General features: G+C 40.9%; 31 protein-coding genes and 1 tRNA gene. 21 read left to right on the forward strand and 11 right to left on the reverse strand.

Annotated elements, in window-relative coordinates:
• The first annotated feature begins 21 nt into the window (after positions 1-21).
• From sat to SP60_RS04620, 7 genes are all read left to right on the forward strand, one after another.
• Positions 22-1230 carry a sulfate adenylyltransferase gene (gene sat, locus SP60_RS04590; RefSeq protein WP_053951503.1) on the forward strand — a complete coding sequence of 403 codons (1209 nt, stop codon included), beginning with the start codon at positions 22-24 and terminating at the stop codon, positions 1228-1230.
• A gap of 256 nt (positions 1231-1486) precedes the next feature.
• Positions 1487-2314, forward strand: coding sequence for an adenylylsulfate reductase (locus SP60_RS04595; RefSeq protein WP_082319679.1), 828 nt, complete (start codon positions 1487-1489; stop codon positions 2312-2314).
• A gap of 30 nt (positions 2315-2344) precedes the next feature.
• Entirely contained in the window at positions 2345-2836 is a 492-nt protein-coding gene (gene aprB, locus SP60_RS04600; protein WP_053951505.1) for an adenylyl-sulfate reductase subunit beta, read from the forward strand.
• Positions 2823-4700, forward strand: a complete 1878-nt coding sequence (gene aprA / locus SP60_RS04605) for an adenylyl-sulfate reductase subunit alpha (protein ID WP_053951506.1) — start codon at positions 2823-2825, stop codon at positions 4698-4700. The genes aprB and aprA overlap by 14 nt, the downstream gene beginning before the upstream one ends.
• A 153-nt stretch (positions 4701-4853) precedes the next feature.
• Entirely contained in the window at positions 4854-5219 is a 366-nt protein-coding gene (locus SP60_RS04610) for a hypothetical protein (RefSeq protein WP_053951507.1), read from the forward strand.
• Positions 5220-5224: 5 nt separating this feature from the next.
• The gene (locus tag SP60_RS04615) at positions 5225-5731 is read left to right on the forward strand and encodes an FKBP-type peptidyl-prolyl cis-trans isomerase (RefSeq protein ID WP_053951508.1); all 507 of its coding nucleotides are present in this window, start codon (positions 5225-5227) and stop codon (positions 5729-5731) included.
• 1 nt (position 5732) lies between these two features.
• Entirely contained in the window at positions 5733-6104 is a 372-nt protein-coding gene (locus tag SP60_RS04620; protein ID WP_053951509.1) for a hypothetical protein, read from the forward strand.
• A gap of 121 nt (positions 6105-6225) precedes the next feature.
• On the opposite strand, the gene SP60_RS04625 is transcribed toward SP60_RS04620, so the two are convergent.
• The 5 genes from SP60_RS04625 to SP60_RS04645 all read right to left on the reverse strand — a co-directional run bounded on the left by SP60_RS04625 (position 6226) and on the right by SP60_RS04645 (position 12105).
• Positions 6226-8223, reverse strand: coding sequence for a sodium-translocating pyrophosphatase (locus SP60_RS04625; protein WP_053951510.1), 1998 nt, complete (start codon positions 8221-8223; stop codon positions 6226-6228).
• A gap of 146 nt (positions 8224-8369) precedes the next feature.
• Positions 8370-9533: a hypothetical protein gene (locus SP60_RS04630; RefSeq protein WP_053951511.1), complete on the reverse strand. Its 1164-nt coding sequence runs from the start codon at positions 9531-9533 to the stop codon at positions 8370-8372.
• 84 nt (positions 9534-9617) lie between these two features.
• Entirely contained in the window at positions 9618-10268 is a 651-nt protein-coding gene (adk, locus tag SP60_RS04635; protein WP_053951512.1) for an adenylate kinase, read from the reverse strand.
• A 19-nt stretch (positions 10269-10287) separates the two neighbouring features.
• Positions 10288-11532: a 6-phosphofructokinase gene (locus tag SP60_RS04640; RefSeq protein WP_053951513.1), complete on the reverse strand. Its 1245-nt coding sequence runs from the start codon at positions 11530-11532 to the stop codon at positions 10288-10290.
• Positions 11533-11613: 81 nt separating this feature from the next.
• Positions 11614-12105 (reverse strand): metallophosphoesterase family protein, encoded by a 492-nt coding sequence (locus SP60_RS04645; RefSeq protein ID WP_053951514.1) that lies wholly within the window; start codon positions 12103-12105, stop codon positions 11614-11616.
• A 204-nt stretch (positions 12106-12309) separates the two neighbouring features.
• On the opposite strand from SP60_RS04645, the gene SP60_RS04650 reads away from it, so the two are divergent.
• On the forward strand, positions 12310-12714 hold the full coding sequence (locus tag SP60_RS04650; RefSeq protein WP_053951515.1) for a hypothetical protein: 405 nt from the start codon (positions 12310-12312) through the stop codon (positions 12712-12714).
• Positions 12715-12761: 47 nt separating this feature from the next.
• On the opposite strand, the gene yrfG is transcribed toward SP60_RS04650, so the two are convergent.
• Complete coding sequence (gene yrfG / locus SP60_RS04655; protein ID WP_053951516.1) at positions 12762-13451, reverse strand: GMP/IMP nucleotidase; 690 nt, start codon at positions 13449-13451, stop codon at positions 12762-12764.
• Positions 13426-14814 (reverse strand): cysteine--tRNA ligase, encoded by a 1389-nt coding sequence (cysS, locus tag SP60_RS04660; RefSeq protein ID WP_053951517.1) that lies wholly within the window; start codon positions 14812-14814, stop codon positions 13426-13428. The genes yrfG and cysS overlap by 26 nt, the downstream gene beginning before the upstream one ends.
• 128 nt (positions 14815-14942) lie before the next feature.
• On the opposite strand from cysS, the gene SP60_RS04665 reads away from it, so the two are divergent.
• The 4 genes from SP60_RS04665 (at position 14943) to SP60_RS04680 (ending at position 17132) form a co-directional block, all read left to right on the forward strand.
• Positions 14943-15542, forward strand: coding sequence for a peroxiredoxin (locus tag SP60_RS04665; protein WP_053951518.1), 600 nt, complete (start codon positions 14943-14945; stop codon positions 15540-15542).
• A 70-nt stretch (positions 15543-15612) separates the two neighbouring features.
• Positions 15613-15777, forward strand: a complete 165-nt coding sequence (locus SP60_RS04670) for a rubredoxin (RefSeq protein ID WP_053951519.1) — start codon at positions 15613-15615, stop codon at positions 15775-15777.
• A 39-nt stretch (positions 15778-15816) separates the two neighbouring features.
• Positions 15817-16890: a 3-isopropylmalate dehydrogenase gene (gene leuB / locus SP60_RS04675; protein WP_053951520.1), complete on the forward strand. Its 1074-nt coding sequence runs from the start codon at positions 15817-15819 to the stop codon at positions 16888-16890.
• A 2-nt stretch (positions 16891-16892) separates the two neighbouring features.
• Complete coding sequence (locus SP60_RS04680) at positions 16893-17132, forward strand: glutaredoxin family protein (RefSeq protein ID WP_053951521.1); 240 nt, start codon at positions 16893-16895, stop codon at positions 17130-17132.
• Between the two features lie 361 nt (positions 17133-17493).
• Here the strand turns inward: SP60_RS04680 and SP60_RS04685 are convergent, their stop codons facing one another.
• Positions 17494-18447, reverse strand: coding sequence for an MBL fold metallo-hydrolase (locus tag SP60_RS04685; protein WP_053951522.1), 954 nt, complete (start codon positions 18445-18447; stop codon positions 17494-17496).
• 283 nt (positions 18448-18730) lie between these two features.
• Here SP60_RS04685 and SP60_RS04690 point away from each other — a divergent pair, with 283 nt between their 5' ends.
• Positions 18731-19321, forward strand: coding sequence for a carbonic anhydrase (locus tag SP60_RS04690; protein WP_158403332.1), 591 nt, complete (start codon positions 18731-18733; stop codon positions 19319-19321).
• Positions 19318-19953 (forward strand): trimeric intracellular cation channel family protein, encoded by a 636-nt coding sequence (locus tag SP60_RS04695; protein ID WP_053951524.1) that lies wholly within the window; start codon positions 19318-19320, stop codon positions 19951-19953. The genes SP60_RS04690 and SP60_RS04695 overlap by 4 nt, the downstream gene beginning before the upstream one ends.
• A gap of 60 nt (positions 19954-20013) precedes the next feature.
• On the opposite strand, the gene SP60_RS04700 is transcribed toward SP60_RS04695, so the two are convergent.
• A complete protein-coding gene (locus SP60_RS04700) occupies positions 20014-20964 on the reverse strand; it encodes an MBL fold metallo-hydrolase (RefSeq protein WP_053951525.1) in 951 nt (316 codons plus the stop codon).
• Positions 20965-21018: 54 nt separating this feature from the next.
• Here SP60_RS04700 and nudE point away from each other — a divergent pair, with 54 nt between their 5' ends.
• From nudE to nadC, 7 genes are read left to right on the forward strand one after another with little or no spacing between them, the layout of a single operon-like run.
• Positions 21019-21573, forward strand: a complete 555-nt coding sequence (gene nudE / locus SP60_RS04705) for an ADP compounds hydrolase NudE (protein WP_053951526.1) — start codon at positions 21019-21021, stop codon at positions 21571-21573.
• Positions 21566-22225: a leucyl/phenylalanyl-tRNA--protein transferase gene (aat, locus tag SP60_RS04710; protein ID WP_053951527.1), complete on the forward strand. Its 660-nt coding sequence runs from the start codon at positions 21566-21568 to the stop codon at positions 22223-22225. Before nudE ends, aat begins: the two co-directional genes overlap by 8 nt.
• 40 nt (positions 22226-22265) lie before the next feature.
• Positions 22266-22424: a hypothetical protein gene (locus SP60_RS08385; RefSeq protein WP_158403334.1), complete on the forward strand. Its 159-nt coding sequence runs from the start codon at positions 22266-22268 to the stop codon at positions 22422-22424.
• A gap of 3 nt (positions 22425-22427) precedes the next feature.
• On the forward strand, positions 22428-23669 hold the full coding sequence (gene lysA / locus SP60_RS04715; RefSeq protein ID WP_082319641.1) for a diaminopimelate decarboxylase: 1242 nt from the start codon (positions 22428-22430) through the stop codon (positions 23667-23669).
• Complete coding sequence (yhbY, locus tag SP60_RS04720; protein WP_053951528.1) at positions 23662-23964, forward strand: ribosome assembly RNA-binding protein YhbY; 303 nt, start codon at positions 23662-23664, stop codon at positions 23962-23964. The genes lysA and yhbY overlap by 8 nt, the downstream gene beginning before the upstream one ends.
• Positions 23965-23969: 5 nt before the next feature.
• Positions 23970-25058, forward strand: coding sequence for a lipid-A-disaccharide synthase (gene lpxB, locus SP60_RS04725; protein ID WP_053951529.1), 1089 nt, complete (start codon positions 23970-23972; stop codon positions 25056-25058).
• Positions 25051-25872 (forward strand): carboxylating nicotinate-nucleotide diphosphorylase, encoded by an 822-nt coding sequence (gene nadC, locus SP60_RS04730; RefSeq protein WP_053951530.1) that lies wholly within the window; start codon positions 25051-25053, stop codon positions 25870-25872. The genes lpxB and nadC overlap by 8 nt, the downstream gene beginning before the upstream one ends.
• Here nadC and cysQ read toward each other — a convergent pair.
• The gene (cysQ, locus tag SP60_RS04735; RefSeq protein ID WP_233487235.1) at positions 25858-26622 is read right to left on the reverse strand and encodes a 3'(2'),5'-bisphosphate nucleotidase CysQ; all 765 of its coding nucleotides are present in this window, start codon (positions 26620-26622) and stop codon (positions 25858-25860) included. The genes nadC and cysQ overlap by 15 nt on opposite strands.
• Positions 26623-26663: 41 nt before the next feature.
• Positions 26664-26740: transfer RNA gene (locus tag SP60_RS04740), tRNA-Ile, on the reverse strand.
• Positions 26741-26748 lie beyond the last annotated feature (8 nt).

Raw genomic sequence — 26748 nt, forward strand, 5'->3', positions numbered from 1 at the left:
AACATTAATAGGATTTGTACTATGTCAAAATTAGTCCCACCACATGGTAGTGATACACTGAATGCTTTAGCATTGTCAGGTGATACGCTAACAGCAGAATTAGCAAGAGCCGAATCTCTGGCAAAAATTACATGTTCTTCTAGAGAAGAAGGTGATGTTGTGATGTTGGGTATTGGTGGTTTTAATCCTTTAGAAGGTTTCATGGGCAAGGCAGATTGGCAAGGTGTTTGTGACAACATGACAATGGCCAATGGTTTATTCTGGCCAATTCCAGTAACGCTATCAACTGATGATGAAGCGGTTAAGGCCGGTGATGAAATTGCTATTGTTAGCAGCAAGTCAGGCGATATTATTGCCACAATGACAGTCACTGAAAAGTACACAATTGATAAAGACCACGAGTGTGAAACAGTTTTTAAAACAACTGAAGATGCACATCCAGGTGTTGTTATGGTTAAGGCGCAAGGAAAATATAATCTTGCCGGCCCTATCAAAGTATTATCAGATGGTGGCTTCCCTGAAAAGTTCGGTGCTTTATATATGACACCAGCAGAGACGCGTGCTTATTTTGATGAAAAAGGTTGGAAAACAGTTGCCGCATTTCAAACGCGTAACCCAATGCACCGCTCACATGAATACTTAGCAAAAATTGCAGTTGAGATTTGTGATGGTGTAATGATTCATTCAGTATTAGGCGGCCTTAAGGCTGGCGATATTCCTGCTGACGTTCGTTCAGAGGCAATTTCAACATTAATTGAAAACTACTTTGTACCAGGTACAATTCTACAATCTGGCTACCCATTAGACATGCGTTATGCAGGTCCTCGTGAGGCGCTATTGCACGCATTATTTAGACAAAACTATGGCTGTTCACACCTAATCGTTGGTCGTGATCATGCAGGTGTTGATGACTATTACGGCCCATTTGATGCACACAATATCTTTGATGAGATTGCTGAAGATGCGTTAATCACACAACCGCTGAAAATCGATTGGACATTCTGGTGTCATGAATGTGGTGGCATGTCTTCAATGAAGACTTGTCCACATGAAGCCAAAGATCGTGTTCTTTTATCGGGTACTAAGGTACGTAAGATGCTATCTGAAGGCGAAGATCTTCCAGAAGAATTCTCACGCCCTGAAGTGGCTAAAGTATTACAAGCTTACTACGCAACGATCAAAGAAGAAGATAAGGTGGAAGTTAAGTTAAGCGGCCACTCAGCGAAGTAAAATAAACACCAGGTAAAGGGCTCTTAGCAAATAAGAGCCTTTTATTTGAAACCAAACTTTTAAATAAGTATAATAGTTGGATTTTGACGAAAACGTAACGTACGTTGAGATAGAAAAAGACTGTAAAAAAAAGAGTTAATTGAGAAATTAGCATAAACAGAAGTAATTGATTTAACCCAAGGAGGATGAAACTATGATCAATTTCGATACAACACCAATCGCTTCATTATTAGAAGCGGGATATAGTTATGCAGATATGCAAAACTATGTAACCATTATGATTGCCCTAGTGGTAATTATGACAATTGCGGACTTAATCCATAAAGGAAGTAAGACGTATTTTGACAATGCAGGCGCAAAAGCAGAGGCTCTATTAGCTGCTGGTGACGCGGACTGTTCAGTTGGTAAAGAAGATACTAGACTAACGCAACTTAGCGCTGGTGATAAAGCAGGTATTCTTGTAAGCACGTTAGTAACTGATGTTGCTTCAGCTGGCGAGTTTGCTAATCCAGTTCGTCGTTTGGTTCACATCTTAACAATGTATGGTTTCATCCTATTCAATGCGGCAACTGCAATGATTATTTTTGGTGAAGCAACTACGACTACATTAGCGCAAGTATGGAATACAGGTGCAGTTATGTTGTTTATCGGTACTTTCTGGTTCTGGTTCTCATTTAAAGTAGATGGACAAGCGGAAGGTGTTTCTTGGACAAGTGTTACACTAAGAAAAGACATGTTCTCATTAGCATTAATGGCAACATCAGTTACTGCGATCGGTTGGTCTTACACAGGCGGTGGTACAGGCGTTTGGTTTGCACTAGTTATCCTTTCTACAGCCTCATTATTTGGCGGCGTTTACTGGTCTAAATTCTCTCACATGTTCTTTAAGCCTGCTGCTGCTTTCAACAAGCGCGTTATTAAGGCGAACGGTACAAACGAGAACTTGCCGCATGAAACTCGATTTGGCGGCAAAACTGCTGCAGACGATGAGTTCCAGCAAAACAGACACTCTATGGAGCTTCTTAAAGATGCGCCAATGGACATGGGTCTTGGTATTAAGCGCGAAGCGCCTAAGCACTACTAAATTAATTAATTAAATAAGAGAGGAAATAATATGCCAACTTTTGTATATATGACTCGTTGTGATGGTTGTGGACATTGTGTAGATATCTGCCCATCTGACATTATGCACATTGATGATAAATATCGTCGTGCTTATAACATTGAACCTAATATGTGTTGGGAGTGTTACTCATGTGTTAAAGCATGTCCACACCAAGCTATTGACGTACGTGGTTACGCAGACTTTGCACCATTAGGTCATAGTGTACGTACTATTCGTGATGAAGAAAAAGGTACGATCGCCTGGAGAGTTAAATTCCGTGACGGCCGTGTTAAGAACTTCTTATCACCGATCACTACTCAACCATGGGGAACTAAGATTCAGGACTTCAGAGACTTAGAAGAGCCTAGTGCTGAAATGCGTAACTCTGAGTTATTAGCGTTCGAACCTAAGTATATCCGTATGGATGACGGTGGTTTACACACGCTAGAATCTAACAAACTATCATTAAAAGCAGGAGCAGAGTACCATGAAAGCCTATAAAACTATTGTAGAAGACAACATTGACATCCTTGTTGTTGGTGCTGGATTAGGTGGTACTGGTGCCGCTTATGAAGCTAGATACTGGGGCCGTAACAAAAAAATCGTAATTGCTGAAAAGGCAAACATCAACCGTTCAGGTGCTGTTGCTCAAGGTCTATACGCGATTAACTGTTACATGGGTACTCGTTTCGGTGAGAACAACCCTGAAGATCACGTTCGTTATGCACGTATTGACTTGATGGGTATGGTTCGTGAAGATTTACTATTCGATATGGCTCGTCACGTTGACTCTGCGGTTCATAAGTTCGAAGAGTGGGGCTTACCATTAATGAAAGACCCTAAGAGAGAAGACATTGGCGCATACATGCGTGAAGGTAAGTGGCAGATCATGATTCATGGTGAATCATACAAGCCTATTGTTGCTGAAGCTGCTACTAAGCAAGCTGACAAAGTGTACAACCGTATTATGGTTACTCACTTGTTAATGGACGATGCACAAGATAACCGTGTTGCAGGTTGTGTTGGTTTTAACGTACGTACTGGTAACTACCACGTCTTTAAATCTAAGGCAACTATTGTTGGTGCTGGTGGTGCTTCTAACATCTTTAAGCCTCGTTCAGTAGGTGAAGGTGCAGGTCGTGTATGGTACGCTCCATGGTCTTCGGGTTCTGCATATGGTCTATTGATCGAAGCGGGTGCGAAGATGACACAAATGGAAAATCGTATTGTACTTGCTCGATTTAAAGATGGTTATGGCCCTGTTGGCGCATACTTCTTACACTTGCATACGTACACTCAAAATGGTTATGGTGAAGAGTATGAATCAAACTGGTTCCCTGCATTAGAGGAAATGGTTGGTAAGCGTTACTTGAACACTGAAGCGTCTCACGTTTCAGCACGTCCAATTCCGACTTGTCTACGTACTTCTGCTATCATTTCTGAAATGAACGCAGGTCGTGGTCCAATTCATATGGTAACAATGGAAGCCTTCCAAGACCCTCATTTAGAAGAAGTTGGGTGGGAGAACTTCCTAGGTATGACTGTTGGTCAAGCGGTATTATGGGCTGCAACAGACATTGATCCTAAATACATCAACCCTGAGTTAACAACTTCTGAGCCGTACGTTATGGGTTCACACGCAACTGCTTGTGGCGCATGGTGTTCAGGTCCTGAAGACCTATCTCCTGAAGAGTACTTCTGGGGCTACAACCGTATGACTTCTGTTGAAGGTCTATTTGGTGCAGGTGATGCAGTTGGTGGTACACCACACGCATTCTCATCAGGTTCATTTACTGAAGGTCGTCTAGCTGCTAAAGCTGCTTGTCAATACATTGATGATGGCAAAGGTGAAGGTATTGTTGTTTCTGATAAGCAAATTGCTGATCGTAAAGAAGAAATTTACCGTCCACTTGAGACTTACAGAATTGGCCGTAACGAAATCGTTGCTGGTACTGTTTCTCCAAGCTACATCCTTCCGATGCCTGGTCTACAGCGTCTTCAGAAGATTATGGATGAGTACTGTGGTGGTGTAACCGTTTCTTACATGACTAACGATAAGCTTCTAAACATGGGTATGCAGAAAATGTCTATCATGGAAGAAGACCTAGAGAAGTTAGGTGCTGAAGATATTCACCAGTTAATGCGTGCATGGGAGCTTAAGCACCGTCATCGTACTTCTGAGTGTGTATTCCAGCATACGTTCTTCCGTAAGGAAACTCGCTGGCCTGGTTACTACTACCGTGGTGATGCAATGAAGCTTGACGATGACAACTGGCATGTATTGACAGTTTCTCATCGTGATCGTGAAACAGGTGAGTACACAATGGCTAAAGCGCCTTGTTACCATTTGGTTAACGATGAGTAAAGATAAATAGAAAGTAAATTTCTATTTTGATAAAAAGACCAACCTATTGCAGGTTGGTCTTTTTTATCTATTGTAGGTTTTAAAAAAAAGACTTACAATAGATAAAAAATAATTTATTACCCTCAAGGGGTGCAAAAAAGTGGAACAATTAGTATGAATATTATAGATAAGACAGACGAAGAAATTTTGGCCATCGCTCACCCAATGTGGGATGACCTAATAAAATTTTCTAACAATGCAAACTATGGCGCTTTTACGCGTAACTTCTCAGAAGACTTTCTTCGCGGTGCGAATGAGGTTGAAATGGGCAAACAGTTTGCTCGTAGCGAGCTAACTAAAGGCTTGGAAAAAGGCGCTGATTACTTGGGCATGATTCGCCGTGGCGAGCATGTGACTGTTTTATACAGACAAACCAACAATGGCAAGCTTAACGCTGAGAAAAAAGGCGAATACCTAGGTAGACTAGTTCTTGGTTATGAAAGTGATGTGGTTAAGATTTTTGGCGCAACTATTTTTTAGAAGTTATGAGTGATTTTATTGAAGAGTCAAAATATGTTGAACTGATCTACAAAGTTGTTGATCAGAAAACAGGCAATGTGTTTTCTAATATCGAATATCCTGTTGGCTATGTACATGGTGCAAACGATGTACTGGGCAAGGAAGTCTTAGCCGAACTTGAGGGTCGTGAGCAAGGGGATATTATTGAGATTAATATTGATGTTGAGAAGCTTTATGGCCCTCGCGACGAGTCTTTGGTGTTCATTGATAAAATCGAAAACGTACCGCAAGAATACCGCAAAATGGGCACCAAAGTGGTAATGGAAAATAAAGATGGACAACCTAAAGATTTTTTAGTTACCAAAGTGGACGATAAAACCGTCACTATCGATGGCAACAACCCACTCTGTGGCAGAGACGTTAAATTTGTTTTGGAGATCACTTTAGTAAGAGATGCAACCATTGAAGAAATGGAAGCGGGTGGCACAACAGATAGTGAGCCAAGCCTAGAAGAAATATTACAGCAGAATTGATATGAGTGTTGAATTTACCGAATCAGAGCTAACAACTATTCAAAATAATGTGAATAATCGCTGGCGCAATGAAGCAAAAGAAGTTCATTTGGCCGATATTGAAATCACTAAAGAAGATGAAGATAATCCAACCTTATTTCCTGCTGCTGTGTGGGAAGATCCAAACTCAACCTTTATTATCATTAAACTGGATGATTTTAAATATAAGAGTTTTTTCTATTATTTAAAAGACAAGCGCTTTGATACTGGTCAGGACGAATATACCGATTTACATGAATGTACTGACAAACTGCTTAAAGCCCAGGCTGACTTTGTCTTAACTAAAAATACCAAGGGCTTAAATGTCCAGCTTCATAAGGGTACAGGTATTTAGCTCGGTAAACCGAATCATTAAAGTAAGGAGTGCGAAAGCGCTCCTTTTTTATTGACAACACTTTATGTTAGACGAAAAAAAAGAGCGCTTTCGCACTCCTTTTTATGTGATCTATTGATTATTACAAAAGAGGAATAATCATAATAGCCACAATATTGATAATCTTAATCAATGGATTGATTGCCGGCCCGGCTGTATCTTTGTACGGGTCTCCTACTGTGTCTCCAGTTACAGCTGCTTTATGAGCGTCTGAACCTTTGCCACCAAAGTTACCATCTTCAATGTATTTTTTAGCATTGTCCCAAGCACCACCACCAGTAGTCATTGAAATAGCGACAAAGATGCCAGTTGCAATAGAGCCAATTAGCAGGCCGCCTAACGCTTCTGCACCTAGCAATAGGCCAACAGCTACTGGGAATAAAATTGGCAAGATTGACGGCAGAATCATCTCTTTAATTGCTGATTTAGTTAACATGTCAACCGCTTTAGAGTAGTCTGGTTTTTGCGTGTAATCCATAATACCCGGCATCTCTTTAAATTGACGACGTACTTCATTAACAATACCACCTGCAGCACGTCCTACAGCTTCCATGGCCATGGCGCCAAATAGGTAGGGCACAAGTCCGCCTAAGAATAAGCCAATAATAACTTTATGGTTAGATAAATCAAAGGCCATATTTTTAAATTGCTCAAGCTGTCCCAGTTCATGGGTAAAGTCTGCAAATAAAACTAATGCTGCAAGACCTGCAGAGCCAATCGCATAGCCTTTTGTGACTGCTTTTGTGGTATTTCCAACCGCATCCAGAGGATCGGTAATACTGCGAATCTCCTCAGGAAGTTCAGCCATTTCAGCAATACCACCCGCATTATCAGTAATAGGTCCATATGCATCTAGGGCAACAATCACGCCTGTCATAGAAAGCATTGCAGTTGCAGCAATGGCAATGGCATATAAGCCACCCAGGTCAAACGCTCCCCAAATGCTCGCACATACAGCCAATACAGGTAGGGCGGTTGATTTCATCGATAAGCCTAACCCTGCAATAACATTGGTACCATCACCCGTTAAGGAAGCTTTGGCAACGTGTTGTACCGGTGGACGTTCGGTTGAGGTGTAATACTCTGTTACCACAACCATAACTCCTGTTAATGCTAAACCAATCAGTGAGGCGTAGAATAACTCTAGCCCCATACCCATGTTAGTGGTGACATAGTAGAATGCAACGCCCGCTAAGCCGGCAGAAACAATCAAGCCTTTGTAAAGTGCACCCATAATAGAGCCACCTTCAGATACTTTTACAAAAAATGTACCAATAATTGATGCAATAATTGATACTGCGCCTAGGGCTAATGGATAAAGAATAGCATCATTACCCAAGCCTAAAACGCCCGCTAACATCATTGTTGCCACAATGGTTACTGCATAGGTTTCGAATAAGTCTGCTGCCATGCCTGCACAGTCTCCTACGTTGTCACCGACATTATCAGCAATGACAGCTGGATTACGTGGATCATCTTCAGGGATTCCTGCTTCAACTTTACCTACAATATCAGCGCCAACATCTGCACCCTTGGTAAAAATACCGCCACCTAAGCGTGCAAAAATTGAAATCAGTGAGCCACCAAATGCCAGACCAATTAAAGCGTGTAGTGCATCTGCTTGTGCCACATCGTTAGCCAGTAGTCCCGCATAAAATCCAGACACTCCAAGTAGTGCCAAACCAACAACTAACATGCCAGTCACTGCGCCACCTTTAAAAGCTACTTGGAAAGCAGCGTTCACACCATTCTTTGCCGCTTCAGCAGTACGAGAATTTGATTTAACAGATACATTCATGCCGATATAGCCAGTTGCGCCAGATAGTACAGCGCCAATTAAAAATCCAAGTGCAACAGAATAACTGAGCGCTTGAGAAATAATGACTAATAGAACAACACCAACCATGGCAATGGTGGTGTATTGGCGATTAAGATAGGCTTTTGCCCCTTCAGAAATGGCGTCTGAAATTTCTTTCATTTTATCTGAGCCTGGGGATTGTTTGTAAATCCAGCTCATAGTATATAGGCCGTATAAGACGGCAATAAGGGAGGCTACGATAGCCATTTGAAGTATATCCATTATTTATTTTCTCCTCTAGTTGTTATGTTTTTTTATTTTCTCCCGTCAGAATTGTACTGTAAATTACATGAGTTGGCATTTAAAATCCAAAAAAAAGCCCAATAATCGGGCTTTTTTCATTAGTTTGTTATATTACTTGATTAAGGTCAATCTTTTTTCCAATGCTTAGTTTCAATCCCTTCGCCTAAATCTGCCTCAACTAATCTAGAGCGTAATTTTAAGAGTTTTTCTAATAAAGCAGGTTCTGCTGCTTCATAGGCTTTAGCATCTGGAGTTCGATTAACCACCACACCAAGCAACTCAGTAATTGCGTTACCAATCGAATTTTGTGAAATGGTTACAATTAGCTTACCTTGGTCATTACGGTAAATGAGTTGTTTAAAGGCAGGTTGCCAGCGAATGGATGAGGAATATTTGGCATCTTTAATACACTTGTCACGCACTTTTTTAGCAGCAGATAAGAAGCACGTATTGAACAATAGCGTGTTTTCGATGAGTTCAGGAAAATAAGCCTCCTTAGGTACGGCTGAGTTTCGACAAGAAACTTGAGCAAAAAAAGTTCTATAAAAATCAAGAAAACCTTTTAAAACTAGATCGTACTCATCCCAAAATTTGACATTTTTAAGACTCTCGATACCGCCAGTAACCTCCCAACTTGGCAAGCCTTGTGGGTAGCCTGTTAGTGCTAATCCTGACGCCTCACCGGTGACAGGCTTTAAAATTTCAAAATTAAGCTTAGATTGAAACTCCGCATAAACATCTTCCATGTAATTCGCAAACAGCGAATGCTGACCGCCATCGGTCAGGTTGGGGTTTTTTGGATCAGCAAGTTCCGCATTTTTCAGCTGTTCTTTGTCAAATACAATAAAGTGATTGTGCAGCATGCGAATACTCGGGACACCTGGCGAGGTAATCGGCCAAGTTGAATCGAGTGAAGCCTCGCCTGCAAGAACTAAATGTTTGTCAGCATCTGGAAATTCTTCCAACATAAAGCCAATAATAATTTGGTTCATACGGTTCCAAACATTTTTGATATTATTGGGCACTTGCGTACGTCTAACTGGGCGACCTAACGGGTTTAAAACACTTTTAGAGGTGTTATAAATAATGGAGCAGTCAAATAAATTTGAATGTCCGAGTGCCTTACGATAGAGTAGTAAGTCTTCATTATTGGTGAGTAGGCCATTATTCTGCGCTAAATCTTTTAGATTCTCAGATGAGTTGAAAAACTCATTGGGCTTCATGCCTTCGGGTACATCGAGTGGGATAGGTCTAAAAGGAACGCTTATTTGTCTTGGGCCAATTGTCATAATAGTAGAGTGTTAAATAAATTATAAAAAAGGCTTATGTCATACTTGACATAAGCCTTTGGTTTTTCTAGAAAAAATGAGCGTTTATCCTAGCTGAGCGATAACACGATCTCTCACCTCATCAAGCGATCCAACGCCAATAGCAGCACCATATTTAGGCGCTTCATCGTCACTTTTCATCCACGCTTGATAGTAGTCTACCAAAGGTTGAGTTTGCTCATGATAAACATCTAGACGTGAGCGAACCGTATCTTCGTTGTCATCAGCACGCTGAACCAGCGCTTCACCAGTAATATCATCAATACCTTCCACTTTTGGCGGATTGTAAATAACATGATAAGTACGACCAGAAGCTAAATGTGCACGACGACCAGACATACGGGCAATGATATCTTCATCAGGCACTTGAATCTCAACAACATAATCAACTTTAACATTGTCAGTTTTTAGAGCTTCTGCTTGAGCGATGGTTCGTGGAAAGCCGTCAAATAAGAAGCCATTTGCACAGTCATCCTCTTGAATTCTTTCTTTCACTAGGCCGATGATAATATCATCAGAGACCAGCCCGCCCGCATCCATTACTTTTTTAGCTTCAATGCCTAGAGAGGTTCCAGCTTTAACGGCAGCACGTAGCATGTCGCCAGTTGAAATTTGAGGAATTGAATACTTCTCACAAATATTAGTTGCTTGAGTGCCTTTTCCTGCGCCTGGAGGTCCTAGTAAAATAACGTTCATCGTGCTTTCCTATGCGCTATTAAACTTCGAAAGTTGGTAGTTTTTTCGCTACCTTTTCTTTCTTCATTACAACGTAATCTGGAAGTCCATTCTTGTATGGAGGGTAGTTTTCACCTTCAATTAATGGCTGTAAGTATTCACGACATGCGTCAGTAATGCCAAAGCCATCTTCAGAGATGTATTCCATTGGCATCATTTTTTCAACGTTAGCAATATCTTTTAACTCGCCCATGCCAATTTCCCAAGTGTATGGGTTATTTGATGTACGAATAATAGCTGGCATTACTGAGTTTTTACCTTGCATTGCAAGCTCGACAGCTGCTTCACCTAGTGCGTATGCTTGCTCAACATCAGACTCTGATGCTAAGTGACGTGCAGCACGTTGCAAGTAGTCAGCAACAGCCCAATGGAACTTGTGACCTAATGCATCTTTAATTAGTTGAGCTACAACTGGAGCAGCGCCGCCTAATTGTGCATGACCAAAGTCATCACGAGTGCCTTGCTCGGCTAAGAATCTACCATCTGGCCATTGCGTACCTTCAGATACAACAATTGTACAGTAGCCAAATTTCTTAACGTTTGCATCAACTTTAGCTAGGAATTTCTTTTCATCAAACTTAACTTCAGGGAATAAAATAACCACTGGAATTGAATCATCTAGTAAGCCACCTGCAGCAGCGATCCAACCAGCGTGACGACCCATAACTTCTAGGACGAAAATCTTAGTTGAAGTTGCACACATTGAAGCCACGTCAAAACTAGCTTCCATTGTAGATACTGCAATGTACTTGGCAACTGAGCCAAAACCCGGGCAGTTGTCTGTTACTGGTAAATCGTTATCCACTGTTTTAGGAACGTGGATCGCTTGAATTGGGTAGCCCATTGACTCAGATAACTGAGAAACTTTTAAACAAGTGTCAGCTGAATCGCCACCACCGTTGTAGAAAAAATAGCCAATATCGTGCGCTTTAAATACTTCGATTAATCTTTCGTATTCAGCTTTGTTAGCTTCTAAAGATTTCATTTTATAACGACAAGAGCCAAAGCCACCTGAAGGTGTATGCTTAAGTGCAGCAATATCCGCATCTGATTCTTTAGATGTGTCAATTAAGTTTTCCATTAAGGCACCAATAATGCCGTTTTGACCGGCATAAACTTTGCCAATTTTTTCTGGATATTTGCGAGCTGTTTCAATCACACCACATGCAGAAGAGTTAATTACTGCAGTTACACCGCCTGATTGTGCATAAAAAGCATTTTTCATTATCGTTCCTATTTACTTATAAAAGCCGTCAATTATACATTGCATATGGTGAAATACTTGATTTTTTACTAAGGCTATTGTTTATAACTCGTTAAAATTATAAGGTTCGATGTGCCAATTTTGTGCAGATTTTATGGTTAGTAGTAGGCATTTAGAACTACCATGATTGCGTGTTGAGCCTGCTGCTCCCGGGTTAACAACCCAGGGGCTTGTATCTTGTTCTATCAGTTGTTTGTGTGTATGCCCGTAAACAATCATTTTGGCATTTGGATGTGCTTCTCTGAGTGAGCTATGTGAAGGATGGCGCTGGCCGTACATATGCCCATGGTTGACGACCAACGTGCCACCTGGCAAGTCAAGCAACTCTGTGGTTTTTAATTGAACTAAGTGACTATCATTATTACCCTGAACAGCTACCAGTTTTTGCTTGGGCGTTAGTACGGATAGTGTTTTTTCGTCAACAATATCACCCGCATGAACAACAATATCACACTGACTAAATAAACTGACAATATGCGGATGGATAAAGCCATGCGTATCTGAAAGAATGCCAATTTTTAAAGGAAGGTTCATGCTGTAAGATTATACGCCAACTAGTTTTCAGATAAAATCAAGTCGTGACATTTTGTTCCATTATTTGGTGAAAAAATAAACAATTTTGATACGTATTAATAGGCATAATATTGCCATTCATAAAATGAATAAACTTGAGGGGAGTGGGTAAAGTCACGTTGAAAATGACTTTATTTTTGTTGATACTATCAATAGGAGATTAGCATGGCAGTATTATTTTCAGACGATTGGATGAACCAATTAAAAGACGAGTGGAATGGATCCGAAGAAGTTAGAGGCAAGTTGGCGGAGATTAATTTTTCTTCAACGATTGCGTGTGGCTTTAAAGGCGATGGCACACCAACCGGTATTTTCGTAGTTGAAAATGGCGAGTGTGTTAAAGCGGGTGACTACAATGGGGAGAGTGTTGATTGGGACATGCGTGCCGATAAGAAAAACTGGATGAAATGGTTGGACAAGCCGTTAGGCATGGCATCCATGGGTATGGCAGTTACTATGGGTAAGCTAAAGTTTGAAACAGGTGATTTTGGCGCAATGATCAAAGATCCAAGAATGGCAACGCCTTTTGTTAAAAGTTTTGCTTTAATGGGTGCGATTGGCGGCGAGTAATCACTGACTAATTGTGATCAATTGAAACCCGCTTATAAGCGGGTTTTTTATGCGTGATGCTTTAATGGTATTGCTTGCTCAAAGGTTTCAATATTGATAAATCCGTCCACAGGTTTGGTTTTGATTTTGGAGCTGGGCTTGCTAATGGCAACAACTGTGCCAATGCCAAATTTTTGAGCAGAATTAAGCACACTAATAGAATCGTCAAAGAAAATACTGGTTTTTTTGTCAAAGCCAATGGCTTGCTCTAGTTGCTGCCAAAAGCTTTGATCTTCTTTTGGTGCGTTGTAGTCATGTGAAGAAATAATGTCGTCAAAATAGCTTTCTAAATTAGTGACTTGCATCTTTAGTTGCACGGTTTTTCGATGGGCATTGGTGACTAGATAAATGCGTTTATTGTGTATTTTGGCTTGAGCTAAAAACTCCAATACAAAAGGGTGGATTTGAATGAGGTGAGACACATCTTCTTTAAGCTTAGCAATGTCCAATTTAAATATGTTTTGCCAATAGTCTAAGCAATACCAATGTAAGTTGCCTTGCTGTGCTTCCAGCATTGGATAAATCTTATCTTTAGATTGCTGATGGGTAAGACTGTGTTTGTTAGCGTACACCAAAGGTAGGTATTCCATCCAAAAATGCAGGTCAAAATTAAGATCTAACAAGGTACCATCCATGTCTAGCAAGATGGTATCGATGGCCGCCCAGTCGATGTTATTTTCTACGCCAGCTGGTGCCATTTGAAGTGTCCTCTAAAACAATGCCAAGTTCCGTTAGCTCGTCTCGAATTTGATCAGAAGTGGCAAAGTCTTTGTTTGCTTTCGCCTCATCTCTTAGTCTAATTTTCTCATCGATGTCCTCATCAGACAAGGCCACGCCTTGTTTAAGAAAAGCATCTGCCTCCATTTGTAAGAGACCAATATAACCACCGAGCTTTATTAGTAGCTGTGCTAAAGCGCTAGCCTGATCGATATCCTTGCTGCGCTCGGAGTTAATGAGTTTGGCCAACTCAAATAAAATACTTAAAGCAATGGGTGTATTGAAGTCATCATCGAGAGCCTTATTAAAGCGGGTTTCAAAATCAAAACGCTGTGATACTTCATCAGTAGCGGCGTCACTAGCGTGCAAGCCTCGAATCGCAGTATAAAGACGGGTTAGTGAAGATTTGGCATTATTAAGATTGACATCAGAAAAGTTGAGTGGCGAGCGATAATGCGAGCTCATAATAAAATAACGCAAAGTCTCTCCGTCATAGCTTTCTAGCACGCCACGAATGGTGAAAAAATTATTGAGTGATTTGCTCATTTTTTCATCATTAATATTAACAAATCCAACATGCATCCAGGTGTTTACAAAACTACAATTGTTGGCACCTTCAGATTGAGCAATTTCATTTTCATGATGCGGAAAAGATAAATCCATGCCACCGCCATGAATATCAAAATGATTGCCTAAGTGATGAGTCGACATGGCCGAGCATTCAATATGCCAACCGGGTCGTCCATCACCCCAAGGTGAGGCCCAGCTTGGCTCTGTTGGTTTGGCCATTTTCCACAGCACAAAATCAAGCGGATCTTTTTTGTCGGAGTCAATTTCAACTCTTGCGCCCGCTTCCAAGTCGTCTAGGTTTTTGCCACTAAGCTTACCATAGCCAGCAAATTTGCGCACTGAATAATACACATCACCATTTTTTGCTTGATAAGCCATGCCTTTTTCTATCAACGCCTCGATCATGTAAAACATCTGATCAATTGCCTCGGTCGCACGTGGCTCAATGTCAGGCGCTAAGATGCCAAGTGCGCGCTCATCTTCATGCATAGCGTCAATAAATCGATTGGTTAAGCTGTAAATATCCTCTGAATTTTCAATCGCGCGAGCAATGATTTTATCGTCAATATCGGTAATATTACGCACATAGGTAACATTGGGAAAATTGCGTCTTAAGTGACGAGTGATTACATCAAACATCACCAAAACTCGCGCATGACCCATATGGCAATAATCATAGACCGTCATGCCACAGACATACATGCCTATTTTGTCAGGATCGATAGGATGAAAAACTTCTTTTTGTTTACTGAGAGTATTGTAGATTTTAAGCATGCTGACATTTTACGTGAGTATTTGTCTATGTTTTAGCTTGTCACGGTTAAACCCTTATTTTTTATAAGATATACGTAGGTTCGTCGTTGTATAATCTATGGGTTTATTAATTAATTATTGGAGAAGATATGAGCGTTTTAGTAACTCAACAAGCACCAGATTTTACCGCTGCAGCCGTTTTGGCGAATGGCACAATCGTTGACGATTTTCAACTATCAAGCCTAAAGGGCAAAAAAATCATGGTATTTTTCTACCCATTAGATTTTACTTTTGTCTGCCCTTCAGAAATTCTAGCACACCATCACCGTGTGGCTCAATTTGCTGAAAAGGGTGTTGAAGTTGTCGGTATTTCAGTTGATTCACAATTCACGCATAATGCTTGGCGCAACACAGCGCCAGCAGACGGCGGCCTAGGTGCAATCGATTTTCCATTAGTAGCTGATACTGATCATTCGATTATGCAAGCTTACGGCATTGTACATCCAGCGGGTATTGCACTGCGCGCTTCGTTCTTAATTGACGAAGAGTTTACTGTGCGTCATCAAGTTGTGAACGATCTACCATTAGGTCGTAATGTTGATGAAATGTTACGCATGGTTGATGCGCTTGATTTCCACACAACGCATGGTGAAGTTTGCCCAGCAGGCTGGAACAAAGGCGACGAAGGCATGAAAGATACACCAGAAGGTGTGGCCGAATATTTGGCCAAAAATGCTGATGATCTATAAGAGTTAATCAGTTTGATTAAAGGGAGTGAATCGCTCCCTTTTTTTACGTATTTAATAACAGGAAATAACAATGAAAAAATTTAAATGTATGGTGTGTGGCTGGGTTTATGATGAAGCTAAAGGCTCTCCAAAAGAAGGTATTGAGCCAGGTACTAAGTGGGACGATGTTCCTCAGGATTGGGTATGCCCAGATTGTGGTGTGACCAAGGATCAATTTGAAATGGAAGAAATCTAGTAAAATAGCATTTTTTAAGATTCATACAAAGGAAGAAGCATGTCAAAAATATTAGTATTGCCGGGTGACGGTATTGGTCAAGAAATTGTTGAGCAAGCGCTTAAGGTAATTAACCATTTAAACGCAAATAATAATCTGAACATGGAGTTAGTGCACGGTCTCATTGGCGGCACAGCTTATGATGAAACTGGCTCGCCACTACCGCAAGCAACATTAGACGCTGCTAAAGAGTGTGATTCTATTTTACTGGGCGCTGTTGGTGGTTATCAGTGGGAAGCGCTAGAGCGCGATCTTCGTCCTGAGCGTGGTCTTCTGGGCTTGCGTGCTGAAATGGATTTATTCTCAAATCTTCGCCCCGCTATTTTGTATCCGCAACTGGCCAGCGCTTCAACTCTAAAAGAAGAGATCGTTTCTGGCTTGGATTTAATGATTGTTCGTGAATTGGTATCTGGCATTTATTTTGGTCAGCCTCGCGGTATTGAAATGCGTGATGGTGAGCGTTTCGGCTTTAATAGTGCAACCTACTCTGAGTCTGAAATTCGTCGTATTGGTCATTCAGCTTTCAAAATTGCGCAAAAACGTGGATCACGTGTTTGCTCAGTCGATAAGGCTAACGTGCTCGAAGTCTGCGAGTTATGGCGCGAAGTGATGGAGGAAGTGGCTAAAGATTATCCAGATGTTGAACTCTCACATATGTATGTGGATAATGCTGCGATGCAGTTAGTCAGAGCACCAAAGCAATTTGACGTGATGGTGACATCGAATTTATTTGGTGACGTACTGTCTGATTGCGCCGCTATGCTTACGGGTTCTATTGGCATGCTGCCAAGCGCCTCTTTAAATAAAGATGGGTTTGGTATGTATGAGCCGATCCATGGTTCTGCTCCAGATATTGCTGGCCAAGATATTGCCAATCCACTAGCCACTATTTTGTCAGTTTCAATGATGTTGCGTTACTCACTTAATCAAGTAACGTTGGCTGATAAAATTGATTCCGCAGTGAATACAGTGCTTGATCAAGGCTACCGCACAGCAGACATTGCCAGTGAAGGTGACACGGTTATTGGCACGAGTCAAATCGGTGATTTAGTCGTTGAAGCGCTTCAAGGATAATCATGAAAATTGTCGTCTACTCAACTAATACTTGCCCAATTTGCGTTAAAACCAAAGAGCTACTAAACAAGTGGAATCTACCGTTTGAGCAAAAGATGATTGACGAAGATCGCGCCCATATGGCAGAATTTTCCAAAGTGACTAATGGTGCCAGAATGGTGCCACAACTCACGATTGATGGCAAGCATATTGGAGGGTTTAGCGACCTAACAGAGTTACACATGGACGGCTTCTTCGATTAAATAAGGGTAATTTTTTCCAAATTCTTTGTTGTCGCAATTCTCAAAAGCAGTCACTTACTAAATGTAAGCTCCTGCCTTTTTAAATTTCTTACGCTTCGACTTTGATAAAAATTACCACTTATTCTGTTATTTAAGAATACAATATAGTTCATGGAAAGCTAAGAAAGACTAGCAGAGATAGTGCTACTATTAATTTAAAAGAGACTATATGAAAACAATACTTAGTTTATTTATGCTGGCAGTTTCTTCTCTGATGGATATGGTGGTGGATTTTTTGTGGGTGGCGAAGATTACAGTCGAGTGATATCAGGCACAGCAATTTATTTAAAATAAATTCGAGCGAAACCCCTTTGAGTCCATATTAGAAATCTAGTGTTTCAACCTCTTGTAGCATTTTGCCAATATGCTTGCCTATTTGCTCATCAAATGCAGCCCAATTTTTGTAAGCCTCTAGCTTTTTAAGCGCTTCAGGCTTTATTTCATAGCCAGACAAGTCCTCTTCATAGCCTTTTTCCGCCTGCTGTTTGATGATAGCTAAATAGTCTAAAAAAGAATTGATGGCCACATCAGGATTGCCTGTTTGACCATGTCCAGGGACGTAATTTTTAAAGTTAAGGTCAACCGCATAGTCTAGCGCTTTAATATTGCTATGCATGTCAGAGCTGGCATCAAAAGAGCCTAAGAAATCAATAATGGCATTGTCACCCAAAAATAAAGTTTGGCTGCCAACATGCTCAATCATGATGTCAGTATCTGTATGAGCTTTTTGCGTCGGACTGTGAATGATAAATTGCTCTGAGTCCAGCGTCATTTTCTGCAAGTGTGCCACACTATCGGTTGGATAAACAGCTTTTGTATTTTTGGTATAGCCTTGTGTATTGTCATTCATGATATCTAGCCAAAAATCAGTTTCGCCTTCATGAGCTTGTTTGAGCATCTGCGCGTGAGCGTAGATTTTGACCGCTGGATAGCGTTCAACGATGGCCTGATTACCGAGCCAATGATCGCCATGTGCATGGGTATTAAATACGGCAATAATAGGTTTTTTGGTGATTTTTTCAATTTCAGTAATGACTTTTTTGCCAATATGATAAGCACTGCCTGGATCAATCACAATCACCCCTTGGTCGCCAATAATCATTGCAGGATTATTCATAAAGCCTTTGTTGTCAACGCTGGGTGTGCCTACGGGCCCGTGAATAACAAAGACATTTTTTGCAATAGGCTCAAATTGGTATTGCCCAACTTTGTCGATTGTCCAAGCATTAACAAGACTAGATAAAAATAGTGTTAGTAATAGAAGTGCTGTTTTCATAGTGTTCTATAGTCGAAAAATAAGTAAAGACGATACGCTCTTTTTTGTAAGAATTTTGAAAAATTTGCCAAATAATAAGAATGGCCGCAAGTTGAGCCAGTGGTTGGATATAAATGGGCAATAATTGCCATATATTCCCGAAAAAAACCCATTTTTTGCTTAAAAATGGATGTTTTTAGCTGTTTATTGGCAATAATTGATTGATTTTTGCGTGTGGATGAAAAATTTTGGAAATTTTAATTATGAATGCTCAATCTTGTTTTTTGTATTACAATTCACGCTTATGAAAGACTTTGTTGCTAATAATAAGCATTTGAAGAAATTGGTAGAGGGTAATAAGCGTTATATCGCCTCCCATCTTCAGCACCCAGATCAATCCAGTGAAAGGCGTTTCGAGCTTAAATATGGACAGCATCCTTTTGCCATTATTTTGGGTTGCTCAGATTCGCGCGTACCACCTGAGGTTATCTTTGACCAGGGTTTGGGAGATTTGTACGTGGTTCGTGTTGCTGGCAACGTGTTGGATGAGGTGGTTATGGCTAGCATTGAATACGCAGTATTGCATGTGGGAGTTTCGCTGATTATGGTGATGGGGCATTCTCAATGTGGCGCTGTACAGGCAGCGTGTGCACATGAACAGCTTGAGGGCAGTCTGCCTGCTTTGGTGCAGGCATTCAATCCAGTACTTGAGCAAGTAAAAGGTCAGCCGGGCAATTTGGCTGAAAATGTGGCTTTGGCCAATGTTGTTCATGTGGCAGAAAAACTCAAACAAACGGGGGTGCATTTTTTAAAAATGTTTGACGAAAACCAGCTGACAATTGTGCCAGCGTATTATGATATTGACACAGGTAAAGTGGAGTTATTAAGCGAATGAATTTAGATGTTACGCAAGAATTATTAAACAGTTTATATTGGATTTCTCTGGTAGCTGTGGTGGTGTCATCGGCTTCTGGTGTGCTCAAGGCTGGTTTTAGAAAATTTGATTTATTTGGGGTGGTGATTATTGCTATTACCACTGGATTGGGCGGCGGCTCTTTAAGAGATATGTTGTTAGATATTGATGTATTTTGGATACAAGATCAGATCTTTTTTATTGTTTCATTGGCCAGCGCGTTGATCATATTTATTGGCGCTCGTTTCGTGTCAATTTCGCCAAAATTTTTCCTAATTCCTGACGCAGCTGGATTGGCAGCATTTAGTATTGCCGGAACCATGGTAGCATTAACCGCAGGCGCACCTTGGTTGGTGGCGAGTTTCATGGGCGTTATCACCGGCACAATGGGCGGTGTTTTTAGAGATTTGCTGTGTAATGAAACGCCGATTGTATTTAAGAGTCCACTGTATGCGACTGCTGCTTGGCTGGGTGCTTTAGGGTTTATTGCGCTAGTACACTATGAAGTGGGCGTGGTGTTTAGTGCAATTATTGCTGGCCTTTGTATTTTTATCACGCGATTAATCGCCATTCGACTTAATTTGGGCCTGCCTAAATTTCAACTAAAAGAATAAAAATGGCAAAAAAAATGACGACCTATTGGGCCGTCATTTTTAGTTTGAAACTAAAGGCATTTAAATATCTAGCGCCTCAATCTCCAATAGCATTTTGTTGATATGCTTGCCGAGCTGTTCATCATAGCCACTCCAATCCCTATAATTTGCTAAATGATTATTAGCAAAAGGTTTGATTTCATAGTCGGCTAAATCCTCTTCAAAACCTTTTCTAGACTCTTGTTCAATCACTTTAAGGTAGTTTAGATATGGGTCAATCGCTTGAGTGACATTTCCTGAGTAGCCATGTCCAGGAACATAAGTATCAATAGTTAGATTTTTCGCATAATCTAAAATTTTGATATTATCTAGCATGTTTGATTGTCCATCAAATCTGCCCATTCTGTCAGTAAAAGCATTATCTCCAGTAAAAAGGGTTTTAGAATTTACATGCTCAATCATGATGTCCGAAGAAGAATGAGACGAAGGAAGTGGTGAGTGAATGACTAATTTCTGCCCTTCAATATTTAGTGTGTCCTTGTGGCTTATTGAATACGTTGGTATGACAGCAATTGTGCCTTTGGCCTTGCTTGTAATATCGCTATATACTTTTATCCATCTTTGGGCTTCGCCATATTCCGCTTCACGAATCATATTCATATGTGCGTAGAATTTAGCGTTTGGATACTTATCTTTTATAGAATGATTGGCCAGCCAATGATCGCCATGTACGTGCGTGTTTATGACAGCTACAACAGGTTTTGATGATATTTTTTCAATTTCGTTAAGAATGTTATCACCAACAAATTTTGAACTACCAGGGTCAATTATAATTAAACCATTGTCACCTTCAATAAAAGCAGGATTGTTCATAAAACCGTGATTTAGTTCGCTAGGGCTGGCAATAGGACCGTGTATAACATGCACTTGCTTGTTTAATTTTTCAAATTTAAAGTCACCCACATCATCAATTGTCCAAGCATGAATTGTTGACGATAGTGCCAAAGTAAATAGTAATGCTAATTTTTTCATATCTCTCTCCTCTATGTTGAATTGCCCATTATAGCTAATGTTATAATTCTATTTATGCGAAAAAAACCCATACTAAGCAATGTTACTGACATTGCCACCACTCGATTTTTCAATATTCAGTCAATGGATGTTGAGTTTTCAAATGGAGAGAAGCGTCAATATGAACGCCTAAAGCCGCCAGGCAACGGTGCAGTTTTAGTCATTCCAATGTTGGATGATGAGACAGTGTTGATGATTTATGAATATTCTGGCGGCACAAATCGCTACGAGTTGGCGCTCACTAAAGGCAAAATTGATGATGGTGAAACACCCTTAGAAGCGGCCAATAGAGAGCTCATTGAGGAAATTGGTTATGGCGCTAAAAAACTCACTTATATGAAATCTATGAGTATTGCGCCAGGTTATCAGTCGAGCGAAACGCATATTGTTTTGGCACAAGATTTATATCGAGAGTCAGCTGAGGGGGACGAGCCGGAGCCGCTGGAAGTAGTTAAGCACAAGCTGAGCAATTTAGAAAGCTTGGTTTATGATGATGATTTGACTGAGGCAAGAAGTATTGCCGCACTATATATGGCCAAAGAGGCAATTAAACGGCAATTAAGTGATTGATATTCCTCAGGATTTTGTTCTCGCATCGGCGAGCACGCCTTTTCCTGCTACTGAGCGAGCCCTCAAAGAACCTAACGGCCTGATTGCTATCGGTGGTGAGCTATCAACTCAACGTTTATTAGAGGCTTATAGTCAAGGTATTTTTCCTTGGTATAGCGAGCAGGATCCCATACTTTGGTACAGTCCAAATCCTAGAATGGTGATGACGTCAGATAGATTGCATGTGTCTAAAAGTCTGCAAAAAACGCTAAATTCTGATAAATTCCAAATAAAAGTTGATACAGATTTTGAGCAAATTATTCATCATTGCAAAACGGTCGAACGCAAAGATCAGACGGGCACTTGGATTGATCAAGCGATGGTTGACGCCTATACCGATCTATATCAGCAGGGTTTTGTTCGCTGCGTTGGCGTGTATCAAGAGTCTAGGCTGGTGGGCGGTCTTTATGGCGTGTCATTGGGCAAGGTGTTTTTTGGTGAATCGATGTTTTCTTTAGTAGCGGACAGCTCTAAAGTAGCCTTTGTGCATTTACTGAAAAACATGGGCTATTCATTGGTTGACTGCCAGGTTGAAAGTCCACATTTAAAAAGCCTTGGTGCCTTTAATGTTGAGCGCCACGCGTTCATTCAAAGTCTTCAAGAATTGCTGTAAAATAGCGACTAATTTTATAAATAACCAAGAGAAAATTAAAATGATCAAATTAACAGCGCTAATGTTTATTGTTGTCGGTCTTTCAGCTTGTGGAAAAATGGGTGAATTAGAGGCAGTTAAAGCGCAAGCTATTGATGCATCTACAACACAAACTACAGTTGCGCCAGAGTTGGATATATTGCCGCACAACTCAAAATAACGGTTGAGCTTTTCTTACAAAAATAAATCTTTACACGCCGAATCTGTTGATATTGCAGATTTGATGGATCGTTACGGCTCGCCGTTATACGTTTATTCACGAACTGATATTGAAAATAATTGGCGTGAGTTTGATTCGGCTTTTGGCGATCATCCGCACTTGGTGTGTTACGCAGTTAAAGCTAATTCTAATATTGCCGTGCTTAATGTGCTGGCTAAAATTGGCGCCGGATTTGACATTGTTTCAATTGGCGAATTGGAACGTGTTTTGGCAGCAGGTGGACAAGCCTCAAACTGTGTATTTTCAGGTGTTGCCAAAACGCAGGTGGAAATCAAACGTGGCCTCGAGGCTGGCATTCGTTGCTTTAATGTGGAATCTGCTGCAGAGTTAGGGCGTATTGAACAAGTGGCGAGTGGCATGAATGTGCAAGCGCCAATTTCCATTCGCGTCAATCCGAATGTGGACGCAAAAACACATCCATATATTTCTACAGGCCTAAAAGAAAACAAATTTGGCGTGGATATTGACGATGCGCTCGTACTCTATAAAACGGCGCAACAATCCAAGTATTTGTCGATTAAAGGTTTGGACTGTCACATTGGCTCCCAGCTCACTGATGTATCGCCATTTTTAGATGCACTGGATAAGGTACTGGGTTTGATCGAGATACTTAAAAACCAAGGTATTGACATCGAACACCTAGATTTAGGCGGCGGTGTTGGCATTGTCTATGATGATGAAACGACAATCGATATTGCTGCTTATATTGCTGCAGTTTTAAAGAAAGTTGGAAATTTAGAAATTATATTGGAGCCAGGACGCGCTATTGTCGGTAATGCGGGCGCCTTTATCACCAAAGTTGAGTTTCTAAAGCGAAATTCAGACAAGTCGTTTGCGATTATTGATGGCGCGATGAACGACTTATTACGACCCGCTTTTTACAATGCCTATCATCAAGTGTTGCCTGTGCGTGAAAATGCTCAGGGAATTGAGTCTAATTGGGACTTGGTAGGTCCGATTTGCGAAACCGGTGATTTTTTAGCCAAAGATAGGGTGCTGTCTTTATCTGAGGGCGATTATCTCGCCATTATGTCTGCAGGCGCGTACGGTTTTACCATGAGTTCTAATTACAATTCCCGACCCCGTGTAGCGGAGGTAATGGTGTCAGATAATACACATCACTTGATTCGCAAGCGGGAAACCATTCAAGATTTATTTAATACAGAGATACTAATCAATGACTAAGCTTACCAACAATCAAAAGAAATTTTTACGCTCTAAAGGGCACAGCCTTAAACCAGTCGTTATGTTGGGCCAACATGGTCTTACTAAGGGTGTATTGGCCGAGCTGGAGTCGAGTTTAGAAACACACGAACTATTAAAGATTAAGGTTCGTGGTGATGATCGTGAAGATAAACAACGCGTCATCGATGAGATTCTTAAAACAACACGTGCGCATTTGGTGCAAGTGATTGGTAATGTTATGGTTATTTATCGCGCTTTTGATAAAGAACCTCAACTTATCCTTCCAAGAAAATAACCCACATGACCAAGATTGCAATTAGTGCTGCTGAAACCTCAGGCGACCTAATTGGATCTACGCTGGTTCAAGCATTAAAAGCTCAAGATTCAACACTTCAAATTGAAGGCTTGTGCGGTGAAAAAATGCAAGCTCAAGGGTGCAAGCAACGCTGGAATATGAATCTGGTTAATGTCATGGGCTTTAGCGAGGTGTTAAAAAAATTACCTTCACTATTAAGCTTAAGAAAAGCTATGATCGCGTATTTTTCGATCAATAGGCCTGATGTTTTTATTGGGGTAGATGCGCCAGATTTTAACTTCGTTATTGAAAAAAAACTTAAAAAACAAGGGGCTAAGACAGTTCATTTTGTTTCTCCTTCGGTTTGGGCATGGCGCGCATCACGCGTTAAAAAAATTAAACGTGCCAGTGACTTGATGTTGTGTCTATTTCCTTTTGAGGTTGACTTTTACACACAACATAATCAAAGAGCGGTATTTGTCGGTCACCCTTTGGCAGAAAAGCTCACCCCTAGAAAAAACCACCAAGCCGGTAAGAATATTTTGCTTATGCCTGGCTCAAGAGCAGGAGAGGTTAAGCGCTTATTGCCAGAAATGTTGTTGGCTGCAAAATCTATGGCAGAGCAAGATCCAGCTCTCAGCTTTCATTTGGCATTGGCTAATGATGAGCTATTGGAATGGGCTCAAGCGCTAATTGCTCACCAAGATGTTAGCTTGTCTATTAATGAAGCACACGAACGCATGCAAAGTGCAGATTTAGTGCTGGTGGCCTCAGGTACAGCGGCACTTGAATTAGCACTAGTTGGCGTGCCAATGGTGGTCGTGTACAAGCTATCTAGACTGAGTTATTTTATTGCCTCTAATTTGATGACCAGTCGGTTTATTAGCCTGCCCAATGTGATTGCCAATAAGCCTCTAGTTCCAGAGCTAATCCAAACAGAGGCAAATGGCAACAACATAGCTAAACATGCTTTGCAAATTTTAGATGGTGATCATGCTGAGTTGAGCCGTGAATTTGGAAAAATACACCAGAGTTTATGTCTAAATTCTAGCCAAGAATCGGCCAAACTTATTCTTGAATTTATTCATGAATAAAGAATTTCAGAAAATGGTTGACTTGGCGTTAGTCGAAGATTTGGGCTCTGGTGATGTTTCGGCGAGTTTGTTGTCTGATGAACAAGCTTTTGCAACGATTATTTGTCGAGAATCGGCCGTTATTTGCGGCATTGAATTTGCTCAGGCTGCGTTCTCATCTTTGGATAAAAATATCGATATTGACTGGAAAATTAAGGATGGCGACCCAGTGCAAGCTTCTCAAGTTTTGGCCACCTTATCAGGCTCTTCAAAATCGATTATTAGCGGGGAGCGAGTAGCGCTTAATTTTTTGCAGACATTGAGCTCAGTTGCGACACAGACCAGATTATTGGTTGATAAAATTGCCCATACAAAAGCACAATTACTAGATACAAGAAAGACATTGCCAGGACTGCGCCTGGCACAAAAGTATGCGGTTAAATGTGGTGGCGGCATGAATCATAGGCTGGGGTTGTATGATTGTGTAATGCTCAAAGAAAACCATATCATTGCTTCGGGCGGTATTGCTAAGGCTGTTAAAAAAGCGAGGGATAATTACCCTAAGCTTGATTTGATTGTTGAAGTAGAAACATTGGAGCAATTAGCAGAAGTGCTAGAGTTGACAGGTGTGAGCAGGGCACTATGTGATAATTTTTCGCATCAAGCGCTTGAGCAAGCTGTGCAAATGGCTACTGGCAAACTACCGCTTGAGGCTTCTGGAAATATTGACGAGAGTACGATTGCATCGGTAGCAGAAACTGGTGTTGATTTTATTTCAACGGGCAGTATTACTAAAAACATTCAGGCGATTGATTTATCGTTACGTTTTTCCTGAAGCAAAGAACACAGGACTTTTTAAACTGTCTTGGGTGTTATAGCGCAGAGGCTTATTGTCTTCACCCACAACACGCCCGCCAGCAGCCTCCAAAATACACCCGCCAGCAGCCGTATCCCATTCAGAACAAGGGCCAAATCGTGGATAGTAGTCGTATTCACCTTCGGCAATTTTACAAAATTTTAGCGCACTACCTAAATGATTGATGCGGTATAAACCGAGTTTATTTAGATGGTCATGTAGTTTTAAATTATGAGATGAGTAATGGCCAGTAACCACTTCTAAAGGTTTATTTTGAGCAACTGCTTGAAGTAGTGTGGTTGTGTTATTGTTGAGTTTGAAAGCTCGGGCCTGATCATTGGTAAAGTAGTGAGTTTTACTAAGAGGCGCATAAATAAAGCCGAAAATAGGGCGATTATTCTTGATATAGGCAATGCAAATGCAAAACTCTCCAGTTTGCTCGATAAAATCTCTAGTGCCATCCAGTGGGTCTATCAGCCAGTATTCATCCCAGCTTGAGCGCTCAGAAAAATCAACCGGTTCAGACTCTTCAGAAAGAATCGGTGTGCCTGGGGTTAACTGGCTTAGTGTTTCAGACAATAATTGGTGTGCTTTTTGATCAACAACAGTTAAAGGTGTTTGATCTGACTTAGCTTCAATGGTTAGACTGGTTTTGTAATACGACATAATCATCTCTCCGACTTGCGTGGTGAGTGTGATTAAGTGGGGTGTCAGTGTATCAAACATCATGATATTATCATACCCTTGAGGATGAGAAATACTACTAAATATGGTGGGCCTACTTGGACTTGAACCAAGGACCAATCGATTATGAGTCGAGTGCTCTAACCAGCTGAGCTATAGGCCCGATAAAAC

The organism is Candidatus Thioglobus autotrophicus (genome assembly GCF_001293165.1).
Lineage (GTDB): Bacteria > Pseudomonadota > Gammaproteobacteria > PS1 > Pseudothioglobaceae > Thioglobus_A > Thioglobus_A autotrophicus.